Below are 13,055 nucleotides of genomic sequence, written 5' to 3' on the forward strand. Positions count from 1 at the left end.
GAGATCAGACATGTTCACCGCTCGTTTTTGAACCGTGAATCACGCCGCAAAACGGAAATCAATGGGTCCTGACCCTAAGCCGACATTAGCGCCCCCCTCCGACTGGGCAATGTGCTCAGAAAAAGCACGCGCCCAACAAAGGCGATCCGACCAATCCTTGAAGCCACGGCATTGATCCCCATCTTAACCCGCGACCGTGCGCCCTCTGGTACTTTCTGCACAAGCAGCGTAAAAAGGGTGCTGCGCGAAATATTTGGAGCCTCGCATCGATGAAAGAGCATCGTGGCCGTCTGACCAAGGACGGTATCCGTATCTATGAACAGGGTGACTTTGCCGGCATGCAGGCGGCAGGGGCTTTGGCTGCGCGGATATTGGATGATATTGCCGATCATGTGTTCGTCGGCCAGACCACTGGCGCGATTGACGGGCTCATAACGCAGATGGTCGAGGATGCAGGCGCAACTTCGGCCACGATTGGATATAAGGGCTATCAGCATGCCAGCTGTATCAGCGTCAATCATGTGGTCTGCCACGGCATTCCCGGCGACAAAAAGCTGAAGGATGGCGATATCCTGAATATCGACGTGACCGTTATTGTCGACGGCTGGTTCGGGGATACCTCGCGCATGTATGTAGCGGGAAAGCTGCCGCGCAAAGCCGAACGGTTGATCCAGATCACTCATGATGCCCTGTTCAAGGGCATCGAGATGGTCAAACCCGGCAACACGTTCGGCGATATCGGCCACGCGATTCAATCATTTGTCGAGGCACACCGGATGAGCGTAGTCCGCGATTTTTGCGGCCACGGGCTGGGCCGGGTCTTCCATGCACCGCCAAACGTTCTGCACTATGGCCGTCCGGGCACTGGTGCGGTTCTGGAAGAGGGCATGTTCTTTACCATCGAACCGATGGTCAATCTGGGCCGCCCCGAGACCAAGACGCTGGCCGATGACTGGACCGCCGTGACGCGCGACAAATCACTGTCGGCACAGTTTGAACACTCGGTCGGTGTAACGGCAGATGGGGTCGAGATCTTTACCCTGTCGCCAGGCGGTAAGTACCACCCGACTTATTCTTCCTGATCCGCGGCCTGTTCCCATAGCAGCTTTAGCAGCAAGGTTTCCGGCCCCCATGGCGTGACCGCATCATGGATGAAAACCGGCGCGCGCAGAGGTGTGCGCTGGGGATCGGTTGCGGTGTCAGCCTCTTGCGGAAGTGACCAATTCGACGGGGTCAGTGCACGGTCCATGCCCCGCAGGGTAACATGACAGGGTCAAATCCCCAAAAGCGCCGGGACCTGCGTCATGTCAGAGAAGACTTCGCCCCCCGCAGCGGCCAGTTTTTCACCGCCACCATGCGGCGCATAGGCCAAACAGCGCATATGTGCCCTGCTTGCTGCGGTCAGGCCGCTGAGGCTGTCCTCGATCACCACGGGGTTTACGGCGTTGAAACGCTCAGCCGCTGTCAGAAACAATGTCGGGTCCGGCTTGGCCGTTCCCAGGACATGGGCCGAAAAGGCGACATCGCGAAACCGATCCCATAACCCGTTCTGACCCAAAGTGATCTGCATCTTGTCCGGGCTGCCGTTCGAGGCGACACAGAAAGGCAACCCGTTTGCTTCGAGAACCGCCAACAGGTCCGCCACGCCGGGCATCAGCTGAACGCCAAGGCGGAGCCGGTCATAGGTTTCCGCATAGACCTCATCAACCCAGCCTGTGGGCAGCTCCGCGCCCAGCGCCCTTGCCTTGTCCCGCACCCCGGTCATGGTGCCCCCAACGAACAGCTTCATACTGTCTTCGATTGTCAGGTTCAGGCCATAACGGGCAAGATTGTCGACCAGTACCTGATTGGACAGCGGCTCACTGTCGACCAGGACTCCGTCGCAATCGAAGATCACCAGATCATGCATCCGGATCGCCATTCCACATCAGGGTGATATGCGTATCGCCATATTTGCGGCTGTTTTGCAGGACGAATCCTTCGGGCGGCTGCATGGGCGCGTTTTCCTCCCAGACCACAAGGGCGCCTTGTGCGAACCAGTCCTCTGACAGGGCAGCAATCGCCTTTTGCCCAAGGGATTTACCATAGGGCGGGTCCAGAAAGATCAGGTCATAAGGCGCTGCAGGATTGGCCCCCAACCGCGTGGCGTCGCGACGGATCAGCTCGGTACAGTCAGAACTACGGGTCAGGTCGATATTCTTGCGGATCAGGCCCTGTGACACGCGGCCATCATCGACAAAGCTCACATGTGCCGCACCGCGCGACAAGGCCTCAAGCCCCAGCGCACCGGTGCCTGCGAACAGGTCCAACACGCGCAGTCCGTCAAAATCAATCTGATGGGCCAGTACGTTGAACAGGCTTTCGCGCACCCGGTCTGTGGTCGGGCGCAGATGCGCGCCGGCGTCCCCCTTGCCGACCGAGGCCAAAGCTCGGCCTCGGAAGGCTCCGGCGATGATCCTCACGCTCTGAGCAGCGGTTTCAGGTCCGCATCCGGGTCGGCCACAATAGCAGGATCAGCTGTTTTTCCGCTTTCAATCAGACGCTTACCAACCATATAGGCACGCGGATCGTTCATCGCGTCGACCGCGATCAGCTGATCGCCCTTATAGTACCAGAAGGACACGGTCTGCCCGTCACCATTGCGGGTCACCACCCGGTCATACCCGGTGTTCAGGCCCGCGATCTGCAGTTTGACGTCATACTGATCCGACCAGAACCACGGGGTCGCAGTATAATCCTTTGCCGCGCCCAACATGTTCTGGGCAACAATCTCGGCCTGATCAATCGCGTTTGGCACGCTTTCCAGACGGATACGCCCGCCAGCATGCGGGAATGAGGCGCAATCGCCCGCCGCCCAGATCGACGGATCAGAGGTGCGCCCATGCGCATCGGTCTTGATGCCATTGTCCAGCTCAAGCCCGGCCATCTCGGCCAGTTGGGTTGCAGGAGCGATGCCAACGCCGACAACAACGAAATCGACCGCCAGTTCTGTTCCATCGGTCAGCACCGCGCCAGTGACCTTGCCGTTTTCACCCAGCAAACGGTCCAACCCGACGCCTTCGCGGATATCGGCGCCATATTCGGAATGCAGCGTTCTGAAATAGTCACTGGTTTCAGGGGCGGCGACCCGTTGCAGAATGCGGTCGGCCATTTCAACCAGGGTCACCTTGACCCCGCGCTTGGCGCAAACGGCTGCGGCCTCAAGCCCGATGTATCCCCCACCCACGATCAAAGCGCGCGCACCTTCAGAGACGAAGGGTTCCATTTCGTCCACATGGGCCAGATCGCGCACCACATGCACGCCGTCCAGATCGCCGCCAATAGCAGCGGGAAGGCGGCGCGGGTCTGATCCGGTGGTCAGGGCCAGCTCATCATAGGCAACAACCTGATCACCCAGCGTTACTGTCTTGGCCTGCGGGTCGATGTCGGTCACGCGCTGACCAAGGCGCAGGGTGATATTGTTATCGGTATAGAAGTTTTCGGGGCGCAGGAACAGGCGCTCTAGCCCCATCTCACCCAGAAGATAGGCCTTGGACAAAGGTGGTCTCTGATAGGGCAAATGCGGCTCCACGCCGATCAGAGTAATCTCGCCGTCGAACCCATCTTTGCGCAGCCGGGCGACAAGCGAAGCACCTGCCTGGCCGGCGCCAATCACGACAATATGGCTCATATTCCCCTCACCCTGTCGAATTCCCGTGGTCACTTTTGTTAGCTCACCTATATTGCGGCTAGGCCCGACTCTGCAAATCCAAATGACAGGAGCGAAAAAATGATTTCAACAGGTGACACTCTGCCCGACGCCACATTGACCCAAATGGGGGCAAATGGCCCTGAAGAGGTCCGCGTTTCGGACAAGACCAAAGGGCGCAAGGTTGTCATTTTCGCCGTGCCCGGCGCCTATACCGGCACGTGCACAACGGCGCATGTTCCAAGCTTTATGCGTACCAAAGACCAGTTCGATGCAAAAGGCGTGGAAGAAATCATCTGCATCTCGGTCAACGACCCCTTTGTCATGAGCGCCTGGGGCGAGTCCACCGGCGCAACTGCGACTGGCCTAACCATGTTGGCCGATGCGGCGTCTGAATTCACCAAAGCCATCGGGATGGATTTCGACGCCCCGCCCGTTGGTCTGATCGGCAGGTCCAAGCGCTATGCGATGCTGGTCGAAGACGGCAAAGTGGTCGCCATGAACCTGGAGGAAAATCCCGGCGTCTGCGAGATTTCCGCAGGTGAAGGGCTGTTAGAGGTTATCTGACCTGATCTGGCCCCAGTGCTGCTGGGGCCATTTTCGCAATTTAACTTGCGGCACTCTCATGATGGGCGAATACTTGGTACATATTCATCAGGGAGTTTGTTTATGAACCTAAAGACATTTACCTTTCTTTTAGGTCTGACCGGCGCACTTGGCGCTTGTGGACCGGCCCCTACCCCGCAGCAACAGGCCGCACGACAGCATGAGATCGCCTGCCTGAGCGGCACAGTGGGTGGTGCCTTGCTGGGCGGTGTCATCGGCAATCAGTTTGGCGGCGGTTCCGGGAAAACCATTCTGACGGCAGCGGGTGCTGCGGTCGGCGGCGTTGAAGGTCAGAGGTTCGCATGTTGAGAGGGATGAAGATGAAAACCGCAATCGTCCTGTCGATGTTGTCCCTGGCGGGTGCCGCTACGGCCGAAACCGTGGCAGAGCTGCATGAGAATGAGCTTAAGGCCATCGATACCAATAATGACGGCTTCCTGTCGAAAGATGAGTTCGACGCCTTTTCCGACTATGCGTTCCAGACGATGGATGAGGACAAGAACGGCACATTGGGCCTGGATGAAGCCAAGCCGTTTCTGGATATAAAGCAATTCCAAAAGGTTGACCGGGACCGGGATAGTAATATTTCAAGAACGGAATACGATCAGCATATGACCGAAGATTTTATTTCTGCTGATCAGAACAGCAACGGTCAACTGGACTAGGCTCTGCGGCCTTGGGCCAGACAGGAGTATGCAATGACCAAATGGAGCGCTCTTTTTGCGTTGGGGTTGCTTGCGGCATGTGATGTGCCGCAGGCCCCTATTGTGACCGGCCCTGATGGCCAACCGAGGATAGAGATCAGTACCAATGGCCTGACCTGCTATGACCGGCGCTGTCTCGACATCAACCCCGCAGCACGGTCCGTGCGCATGATCGGCAACAGAACTACCCGGATACCTGCCGAAATCGACGTTAGTGACAACCTGGTCACCCCAGCCGAGTTCAGGCGGCTGGGTCAGGTTGCCAGCCTTGCCGGTGGTGTCGGATCACGCGGTGACAGCGGCTAGACCAGGCTGTCCATCTTGCGGGCCAGTTTGGCGTCCAGCGCCGAAAGCCCGCCGACATCATGGGTGGACAGCGTCACCTCGACCGTGCGGTAGACATTGAACCATTCGGGATGATGGTTCCATTTCTCGGCAAACATGGACACTTGGGTCATCCAGCCAAAGGCGTGGACGAAATCTTCGAAGGTAAAGGTCTTGGTGATCGCATCCCGGTCCTTGACCATGGTCCAGCCGCTTTTGAACAGCGGGTCCAGCAAGGGGCCACGGGTCTCGGTCGACAGAAGTTCAGTCATTGGTGTTCCTCCGGGTTCGACTTTCTGAACGGGCCATAATCAGTCAGAATCTCGATTTCTTCTCCCACTGCTTGGGCCTCGGCGTCCAGATATTTTTTGATCGCATCGGCAAAGCTGGGGTCATTGACCCAGTGCAGGCTGTGCGTGCGCGTGGGAAGATAGCCGCGCGCCAGCTTGTGTTCGCCCTGCGCCCCTGCCTCGACCCGGGCCAGGCCTTGCGCAATGGCAAAGTCGATTGCCCTATAATAGCACAGTTCGAAATGCAGGCAGGCATGATGTTCGACGCAGCCCCAGTAACGGCCATAAAGCGTCTCGCGCCCGATAAAGTTCAGCGCCCCCGCAATCGGATACCCGCCGCGCTCGGCCAGAACCAATGCCATGTCATCCGCCATGGTTTCCTGAGCGATATCAAAGAATTGCCGCGTCAGATAGGGCACGCCCCATTTCCGAGCGCCGGTATCCTGATAGAACTCCCAGAACGCGTCCCAATGTTCAGGGCGCAGGTCATCACCCGTCAACGCGCGGATTTCGCCGCCAAAGGCGCAGGCCTGCGCGCGTTCCTTGCGAATGTTCTTGCGTTTGCGCGAGGATAAAGCGGCCAGAAATCCATCGAAATCCGCATACCCGTCGTTCAGCCAGTGAAATTGCTGGGAATGGCGCAGCATCAGGCCCATCTGCGCGCCAGCCAGCGCCTCATCTTCGGTGCAAAAGGTCGCGTGGACAGAGGAAACCTGATTGTCCGCCGCCAGCTGCACCGCCCCCTGCACCAAGGCGGACATGCCCACCGCCTGATATCCCGGCCGCAGCAGAAAGCGACGCCCGGTGGCCGGGGTGAACGGTACGGCAATCTGCAGTTTGGGATAATACCGCCCGCCGGCGTTTTCATAGGCATGCGCCCAGTTGTGGTCGAAGATATATTCGCCCTGACTATGCGATTTGGCGTACATCGGGGCGGCCCCGATCAACATTCCATCCAGATAAACCGTCAGGTATTGCGGCTGCCAGCCGGTACCCGGCCCGACCGACCCGCTCTCCTCCAAAGCCAAAAGAAAGCGATGAGTGGTAAAGGGATCAAGCGGACGGCCCCAATCCGCAGTCTCGGGGCAGGCACAGCTGTCCCACTCTGCCGCAGTAATCTGCGAGAGCGATCCAAGTACCCGAACCTCGATTTGTGCCTGATCCATGTGCCCTCTGCGTTTGATCTTTATCTGTGACGGAAGGGGCGCGGTTCAAGCCGGATGCGCAGCTATGTACCCTTCGAAAGTCACATTATCGGCAATCTTGCGAGCCTCGGCCTCTTGCGCGGCCGAGCGAACGGTCCAGCACAGGACCGGAACACCCTGCGCCTTCAGCTCGGCAACCCTTGGGCGGGACAAGTCTTCGACTTCGTGGCTGATGAAACTGGCCCCGACCCTTACGAAATCCGGGATGTCCCGCAGGTAATCGCACACCGCCGCAGGCAAAAGTTCGACTTTGGGCTGATACGAACAGGTCGTGATCCCCCTGGGCAAATGCGGCGCCAACCGCGCCAGTTCAGCCACCGAATTGGGGTTGAACGACATCAGCGCCACCGGACCTTCATAACCCTCAAGGGCTCGTACAGTATCGCGCTCGAGCGGGCCCACATTCGGGCCCATCACACCGTCCTGATCCTTAAGCTCGATCAGCAGGGGCACCTTGCCCGCCACGATTTCCAGCACATCATCCAGTGTCGGAATACCGTCATCAGCGTGCAACAGCTGTGTCTCGGACGCTACCTGCGCCGAAATCTGCCGAACTGGCCCCGGTCGCCCGGTCAGTCGCCCCAGGTCATAGTCGTGAAAGACCAAAGCCCGGTTGTCGGCGCTCAACTGCAGATCAATCTCAATCCCGTAACCGGCCTTAACAGCGGCACGAACCGCCGCCCGGCTGTTTTCCGGGCGGTTGTCCAATTTGTCGTGCAGGGCCCGATGCGTGATCGGGGCCTGTAGGAACGTAGCGGGCAGTACCGGGGTCATGCGATCTCGAAGATGCCTTCGATCTCAACCGCGACGCCCAACGGCAACGACGCTGCACTCACGGCCGAGCGCGAATGGCGACCAGCCTCGCCCAGCGCCTCGACCAGAAAGTCCGACGCACCATTGATCACCTGCGGCTGGTCGGTGAAATCGGCGGTTGAATTCACAAACCCTGTCAGTTTGATCACACGCACCAGCTTTTCTATATCGCCACCGCAAGCAGCCTTGACCTGCGCCAGAAGATTGATCGCGCAGACCTTGGCAGCCGCAGCACCCGCTGCAACATCCATGTTATCACCCAGCTTGCCGGTGATCAGTTCCGCATCCTTGGAAATCTGTCCTGAAACGTAGACGATATTGCCGACCCGCACGAAAGGCACATAGTTGGCGGCGGGCGCCGGCCCGTCCGGCAGACTGATTCCCAGGCTTTCCAGTTTTGCTGCGATACTCATCGGTTGATCCTCACCTGATATAGACTCGGCCGGACGCTATCCGGGATCGTTCGGCTGGAAAAGTGTGAAACCAGTAAAACTGCGGTCAGTGGCGTATTAAGCATAACTTCTCTTATCCCGAGGTGTTGAACTTGTGTCACTTTACCTGATGCAGTCGGCCGGGTTAAACGCGAACTGTTTCAAAATGGGCCCAAAACCTTTATGTGACGACAGATTGAGCCGCAAAATGGCCGCAGGCATTATTGATTGAGCGTCCAGCCCCACTCACAAAACGGCTGGCGCGTTTGGAGTTGAAATACCGTGTTGAGCAAGATCAGATTCAAGCCCCTGATTGTCGTGACCCTGATGACCGTTCTTGGCGCTTGTGCGTCCCAACCCGCCGATCAGGCCGCGCGCGGCGATACTTTCGATCCCTACGAGAATACAAACCGCGGCATTCACAAGTTCAATCTGGGCGTCGACCGGTTCCTGTTCCGTCCGGCCTCGAAGGGCTATGTGAAGATCGTGCCCGATCCGATGGTGACCAGTTTCAACCATTTTGCCGAAAACCTGACTATGCCGGGTCAGGCTCTGGATTATCTGCTGCAGGGCAATCTGAAGCAGTCGGGCAATGCCCTACTGCGGTTCCTCATCAATACGACCGTTGGTGGCGCGGGTCTGTCTGACCCGGCCAGCGAATTGAACCTGCCGCCCGTGGATACCGATTTCGGTGAAACCCTGCACGTCTGGGGTTTTGGCGAAGGCGCCTATGTGGAATTGCCCTTCTATGGCCCCTCAACATCCAGGGATGCGGTCGGCGTCGTCGTCAACCTGTTTTCGAACCCGATCAACTTCACACCAGTGCGCCCGGTTGAGAATATCGGCGTCTACGCCGAAATCGTAAGGCGGATGGGCGACCGTGGACGGTTCTCGGACACAGTCGATTCCATCCTCTATGAAAGTGCTGACAGCTATAAGCAGGCACAAACAATTTACCTGCAAAATCGACGTTTCGAACTGGCACGCGATGATGAGGACGCCTATCTGGGATTGTATGACGATCCCTATGCAGATATCGGGACCGACCCTGTCAGAGACCCCTACCTTGACCCCTACGAGGATCCATATGCCGAGTAATTATTTGAAGAGAAGAGAGTTTATTGCATCTGGCATCGCCGGCCTGGCGCTAGCCACCCTCCCTTTGCCAAGCTTTGCACAGACAGAGGCCAGTGCAAAAGCGTTGGTCGTTAGCGTTGTGGATGACATCAACCGCGTCATCAGTTCGGGAAAATCCGAAAAGAGCATGATCCGCGATTTTGAAAAGATCTTCGTGCAATATGCCGACGTTCCGATCATGGCCCGCTATGTGCTGGGGGCCGATGGCCGCTCGGCCAGTGCGTCACAGATAAAGCAGTTCACCGACGCGTTTCAGGGCTATATCTCGAACAAATACGGACGTCGCTTTCGCGAGTTCATTGGCGGCGAGGTGACCGTTCGAAATGCGCGCAAGATCAAAGCCGGATACGAGGTGCGTACCTCGGTCAAGCTGCAGGGCTCCTCGCCCTTTGAGGTGACCTTCCTGGTGTCCGACAAATCCGGCCGCGACAAATTCTTCAACATGTTTATCGAAGGCGTGAACATGCTGCTGACCGAACGTACCGAGATTGGCGCCATGCTGGACGCGCGCGGCGGTGATCTGAACCGTCTGATCAAGGATATGAAGCGAACCGGGTGAATTCACAGCGATTTGCTGCAGTCAAAACTTTCAAATCCGATCGTAGTTTCGACCAGTTCGGCCTCATAGTGTGCGATCATTGGCATTGCAATGGGTTCGATCTGGTCATTCCAGACCGCCTCACCATAGAAGCTGTCCTTTATCCTGTCGCGTTCTTCCAACGAAGAAAACGCGCGCATCCAATGCACTTTGTCAGGATTTTCCAGGTCTCTGAGCGGCCCAAACACAAGCATTCCTGCATCCCGCAACGCAGCGCGATTGTGTTTCTCAAAGAATTCTATGAACGCTTCTCGGCGGCCCGGTTTTAGTGTGTAATGTCGAATTTCCAGTATCATCATATACCCCGGGCAATCTCGTTGGCCTGACATGGCGTCAGTACTTGGCGAAATTGCCCGAGTTTAGCAAGAACAAGTCCTGCGCAGTGCGCTAGTTCAACCGCTCGCCGGTTTCCTTGGCAAAATAGGACACTTTGCTCATGTCAAAGGCCAGGTTCAGCTCTTGTCCGGCCTGGGCGCTGGTTTCCGCGTGCAGGCGCGCAGTGACCTGTTTGCCGCCCAGTTCGGACACTACATAGGTGTCAGCTCCGGCAGGTTCGACCATGTCGACCATGCAGACCGCCTCCTGCACACCGTCGCCTGCGCGGAATCCGGCCTCGGCGATATCCTCGGGGCGCAGGCCCAGAATCACGTCCTGCGGCAGCGACAGATCACGGGCATCCTTGAGAACCAGCGTTTCACCGGATGACCGCTCAATGGCGATTTCGGTGCCCGTGCCGTTCTTGGTGGCCTTTGCAGGGATCAGGTTCATCGCAGGCGAGCCCATGAAATCGGCGACGAACAGGTTGGCGGGGTTGTTATAGATCTCGGCCGGGCTGCCGATCTGTTGCACGATCCCGCCTTTCAGAACCACAATCTTGGTGGCCAGCGTCATCGCCTCGATCTGGTCGTGGGTGACATAAACGATCGAGGCATCCAGCGTCTGGTGCAGCTTCTTGATTTCGGTCCGCATCTCGACCCGCAGCTTGGCGTCCAGGTTTGACAGCGGTTCGTCAAACAGGAACAGCTTGGGGTCGCGCACCAGAGCCCGGCCCATCGCCACACGCTGCCGCTGACCACCCGACAGTTGGCTGGGGCGGCGATTCAGCAACGGCTCGATCTGCAGCAGCGAGGCGACCTCTTTCAGCTTGGCGTCCTGTGTGGCCTGATCGACGCCGCGCACCTTCATGCCAAAGGTGATGTTCTTGGCCACCGACATGGTCGGGTACAGGGCATAGGACTGGAACACCATCGCGATGTCGCGGTCTTTGGGGCTGACATGGGTCATGTCCTTGCCTCCGATCGACAGCGTCCCGCCTGAGATCGGCTCAAGCCCGGCGATGCAGTTCAGCAAGGTGGATTTACCACAGCCCGATGGGCCGACCAGCACCAGAAAGTCGCCCGGTTCGATCGAGATGTTGATATCCTTCAGGATCTCGGTTGCGCCGTAGTTCTTGTACAGCTTGTTGATATCAAGGATGGGAGCCATCATTCTATCCCTTCACAGAGCCAGCGGTCAGGCCGCGGATGAAATACTTACCGGCAACGACATAGACGAGCAGCGTCGGCAGACCCGCGATGATCGCGGCGGCCATGTCGACATTGTATTCTTTGACACCGGTGGTGGAGTTTACGATGTTGTTAAGCGCCACAGTCACAGGCTGTGTGCCCGCCTGGCTGAACGACACGCCGAACAAGAAATCATTCCAGATCTGCGTGAATTGCCAGATCACGGTTACCACGATGATCGGCAGTGACAGTGGCAGGAAGATCGACCAGAAAATCCGCAGGAACCCGGCCCCATCGACGCGAGCGGCCTTGGTCAGCTCGGCCGGGATAGAGACATAATAGTTGCGGAAAAACAGCGTGGTGAAGCCAAGACCATAGATTACGTGGACAAAAATCAGCCCCGGAATGGTTCCGGCAATACCCATCATGCCCAGAAGGCGCGCCATCGGCAGCAGGACGACCTGAAACGGAATGAAGCAACCAAACAGCATCAGCGAGAAGATGATGTTAGCCCCTTTGAACCGCCACTGCGCGACAACGTAACCATTCAGAGCACCCAGCAGGGTCGAGATGGCCACCGCAGGCACCGCAATCAGGACCGAGTTCCAGAAGTAAGGCCGCAGACCTTCGCATTGGATACCCGTGCAGGCGCCCGACCAAGCGGTTTTCCAGGCCTCGAAACTCACCTCACGCGGTAACGATATCAGACTACCGGTACGGATTTCCTCAAGACTTTTGAGCGATGTCGTCAACATCACAAATAATGGCATCAGGTAATACAGCGCGAACAGGCACAGCACCACGTAAAGCAGCCAGCGCAGGACGATTTTGCTCATGTTACTTTGACTGCGGGTTTGGGTGTGGGGCATCGACAGATCAGTCATTTTTAGCCCTCAATTCTGAGTAGAGATAAGGAACCACGATGGCAAAGACGACCAGCATCATGATCATTGCAGAAGACGCCGCCTGACCGATATCGCCGCGCGAAAAGGCCATCGCATACATGTAAGTGGCGGGCAGATCGGTGGCATAACCCGGGCCGCCGCCAGTCAGGGCGATGACAAGGTCAAAGCTTTTGATTGCCAGATGCGCCAACACGATGAAAGCGGACAGGAAAATCGGGGCCATCGACGGGATGATGATCGCGGTATAGATACGCCATGTTGGAATACCATCGACCTGTGCGGCCTTGATGATCTCGCCATCGACCGAGCGCAGACCGGCCAGAAACAGCGCCATCACAAAGCCCGAGCTCTGCCAGAGTGCAGCGATCACAATAGTGTAGATCGCGTAATCGGGGTTCACCAGCCAATCGAATTCGAAGTTGGGAAAGCCCCAACCCTGCACCATGGACTCAATCCCCAGACCGGGGTTCAGGATCCACTTCCACGCCGTGCCCGTGACGATCATCGACAGCGCCATGGGGTAGAGATAGATTGTTCGGATCGCTCCTTCGACGCGGATTTTCTGATCCAGCAGGATGGCCAGCAGCAGGCCCAGCAGCATCGCGATCACGATGAACAGAGTACCAAAGATATACAGGTTGCCAATCGCCGTATCCCAGCGAGGAGAGTCGAACAGGCGCTCATACTGGATGAAGCCATGGATCTCGTATTTCGGCAGCAGTTTTGAGCGTGTAAGCGACACCCATGCGGTCCATCCGATAAATCCGTAGACAAAGATCAATACGGCGATGAACGACGGTGCCAGCACCACCTTGGGCAGGTGGTTTTCCAGCCATTCGGACATGTTTT

19 protein-coding genes are annotated in these 13,055 nt (G+C 57.5%); 7 read left to right on the plus strand and 12 right to left on the minus strand.

The features are described from left to right. The first annotated feature begins 269 nt into the window (after positions 1 to 269). Positions 270 to 1,082 carry a type I methionyl aminopeptidase gene (gene map / locus AC2FGB_RS15730; RefSeq protein WP_271952408.1) on the plus strand — a complete coding sequence of 271 codons (813 nt, stop codon included), beginning with the start codon at positions 270 to 272 and terminating at the stop codon, positions 1,080 to 1,082. On the opposite strand, the gene AC2FGB_RS15735 is transcribed toward map, so the two are convergent. From AC2FGB_RS15735 to AC2FGB_RS15750, 4 genes are read right to left on the minus strand one after another with little or no spacing between them, the layout of a single operon-like run. Next, a complete protein-coding gene (locus AC2FGB_RS15735) occupies positions 1,070 to 1,249 on the minus strand; it encodes a hypothetical protein (protein WP_496690245.1) in 180 nt (59 codons plus the stop codon). The genes map and AC2FGB_RS15735 overlap by 13 nt on opposite strands. A 24-nt stretch (positions 1,250 to 1,273) precedes the next feature. Next, entirely contained in the window at positions 1,274 to 1,921 is a 648-nt protein-coding gene (locus AC2FGB_RS15740; protein ID WP_496694336.1) for an HAD family hydrolase, read from the minus strand. Then, on the minus strand, positions 1,902 to 2,462 hold the full coding sequence (gene rsmD / locus AC2FGB_RS15745) for a 16S rRNA (guanine(966)-N(2))-methyltransferase RsmD (RefSeq protein WP_496690247.1): 561 nt from the start codon (positions 2,460 to 2,462) through the stop codon (positions 1,902 to 1,904). Before rsmD ends, AC2FGB_RS15740 begins: the two co-directional genes overlap by 20 nt. After that, the gene (locus AC2FGB_RS15750; RefSeq protein ID WP_496690248.1) at positions 2,459 to 3,670 is read right to left on the minus strand and encodes an NAD(P)/FAD-dependent oxidoreductase; all 1,212 of its coding nucleotides are present in this window, start codon (positions 3,668 to 3,670) and stop codon (positions 2,459 to 2,461) included. Before AC2FGB_RS15750 ends, rsmD begins: the two co-directional genes overlap by 4 nt. Positions 3,671 to 3,769: 99 nt before the next feature. Between AC2FGB_RS15750 and AC2FGB_RS15755 the strand changes: the two genes are divergently transcribed. The 4 genes from AC2FGB_RS15755 to AC2FGB_RS15770 all read left to right on the plus strand — a co-directional run bounded on the left by AC2FGB_RS15755 (position 3,770) and on the right by AC2FGB_RS15770 (position 5,304). Next, positions 3,770 to 4,255 (plus strand): peroxiredoxin, encoded by a 486-nt coding sequence (locus tag AC2FGB_RS15755; protein WP_142638675.1) that lies wholly within the window; start codon positions 3,770 to 3,772, stop codon positions 4,253 to 4,255. 102 nt (positions 4,256 to 4,357) lie between these two features. Then, complete coding sequence (locus AC2FGB_RS15760; protein WP_271952399.1) at positions 4,358 to 4,603, plus strand: glycine zipper 2TM domain-containing protein; 246 nt, start codon at positions 4,358 to 4,360, stop codon at positions 4,601 to 4,603. Between the two features lie 11 nt (positions 4,604 to 4,614). Next, entirely contained in the window at positions 4,615 to 4,959 is a 345-nt protein-coding gene (locus tag AC2FGB_RS15765; RefSeq protein ID WP_142638671.1) for an EF-hand domain-containing protein, read from the plus strand. Positions 4,960 to 4,992: 33 nt separating this feature from the next. Continuing rightward, positions 4,993 to 5,304 (plus strand): hypothetical protein, encoded by a 312-nt coding sequence (locus AC2FGB_RS15770; RefSeq protein ID WP_281973287.1) that lies wholly within the window; start codon positions 4,993 to 4,995, stop codon positions 5,302 to 5,304. Here AC2FGB_RS15770 and AC2FGB_RS15775 read toward each other — a convergent pair. The 4 genes from AC2FGB_RS15775 to AC2FGB_RS15790 are packed head-to-tail and all read right to left on the minus strand — an operon-like array spanning position 5,301 to position 8,043. Further along, positions 5,301 to 5,594, minus strand: a complete 294-nt coding sequence (locus AC2FGB_RS15775) for a 4a-hydroxytetrahydrobiopterin dehydratase (RefSeq protein ID WP_496690249.1) — start codon at positions 5,592 to 5,594, stop codon at positions 5,301 to 5,303. The two genes, AC2FGB_RS15770 and AC2FGB_RS15775, sit on opposite strands and share 4 nt — an antisense overlap. Continuing rightward, on the minus strand, positions 5,591 to 6,778 hold the full coding sequence (locus AC2FGB_RS15780; RefSeq protein WP_496694335.1) for a GNAT family N-acetyltransferase: 1,188 nt from the start codon (positions 6,776 to 6,778) through the stop codon (positions 5,591 to 5,593). The genes AC2FGB_RS15775 and AC2FGB_RS15780 overlap by 4 nt, the downstream gene beginning before the upstream one ends. A gap of 45 nt (positions 6,779 to 6,823) precedes the next feature. Then, positions 6,824 to 7,591: a glycerophosphodiester phosphodiesterase family protein gene (locus AC2FGB_RS15785; protein WP_281995692.1), complete on the minus strand. Its 768-nt coding sequence runs from the start codon at positions 7,589 to 7,591 to the stop codon at positions 6,824 to 6,826. Further along, positions 7,588 to 8,043, minus strand: a complete 456-nt coding sequence (locus AC2FGB_RS15790) for a RidA family protein (RefSeq protein ID WP_142638661.1) — start codon at positions 8,041 to 8,043, stop codon at positions 7,588 to 7,590. Before AC2FGB_RS15790 ends, AC2FGB_RS15785 begins: the two co-directional genes overlap by 4 nt. A gap of 345 nt (positions 8,044 to 8,388) precedes the next feature. On the opposite strand from AC2FGB_RS15790, the gene AC2FGB_RS15795 reads away from it, so the two are divergent. Together AC2FGB_RS15795 and AC2FGB_RS15800 are read left to right on the plus strand one after the other, a co-directional pair. Beyond that, positions 8,389 to 9,159, plus strand: a complete 771-nt coding sequence (locus tag AC2FGB_RS15795) for an MlaA family lipoprotein (RefSeq protein ID WP_142638706.1) — start codon at positions 8,389 to 8,391, stop codon at positions 9,157 to 9,159. Further along, positions 9,149 to 9,757, plus strand: coding sequence for an MlaC/ttg2D family ABC transporter substrate-binding protein (locus AC2FGB_RS15800; RefSeq protein ID WP_142638660.1), 609 nt, complete (start codon positions 9,149 to 9,151; stop codon positions 9,755 to 9,757). The genes AC2FGB_RS15795 and AC2FGB_RS15800 overlap by 11 nt, the downstream gene beginning before the upstream one ends. Before the next feature lie 2 nt (positions 9,758 to 9,759). Here the strand turns inward: AC2FGB_RS15800 and AC2FGB_RS15805 are convergent, their stop codons facing one another. The 4 genes from AC2FGB_RS15805 to AC2FGB_RS15820 are packed head-to-tail and all read right to left on the minus strand — an operon-like array spanning position 9,760 to position 13,050. Then, entirely contained in the window at positions 9,760 to 10,125 is a 366-nt protein-coding gene (locus AC2FGB_RS15805; protein ID WP_496694334.1) for a putative quinol monooxygenase, read from the minus strand. A gap of 58 nt (positions 10,126 to 10,183) precedes the next feature. Further along, positions 10,184 to 11,281 carry an ABC transporter ATP-binding protein gene (locus AC2FGB_RS15810; RefSeq protein ID WP_496694333.1) on the minus strand — a complete coding sequence of 366 codons (1,098 nt, stop codon included), beginning with the start codon at positions 11,279 to 11,281 and terminating at the stop codon, positions 10,184 to 10,186. 4 nt (positions 11,282 to 11,285) lie between these two features. Further along, positions 11,286 to 12,185: a carbohydrate ABC transporter permease gene (locus AC2FGB_RS15815; protein WP_496694332.1), complete on the minus strand. Its 900-nt coding sequence runs from the start codon at positions 12,183 to 12,185 to the stop codon at positions 11,286 to 11,288. Continuing rightward, positions 12,178 to 13,050 carry a carbohydrate ABC transporter permease gene (locus tag AC2FGB_RS15820; RefSeq protein WP_142638652.1) on the minus strand — a complete coding sequence of 291 codons (873 nt, stop codon included), beginning with the start codon at positions 13,048 to 13,050 and terminating at the stop codon, positions 12,178 to 12,180. Before AC2FGB_RS15820 ends, AC2FGB_RS15815 begins: the two co-directional genes overlap by 8 nt. Between the last annotated feature and the right edge of the window lie 5 nt (positions 13,051 to 13,055).

Source organism: Ruegeria sp. CDSC021 (assembly GCF_059610845.1).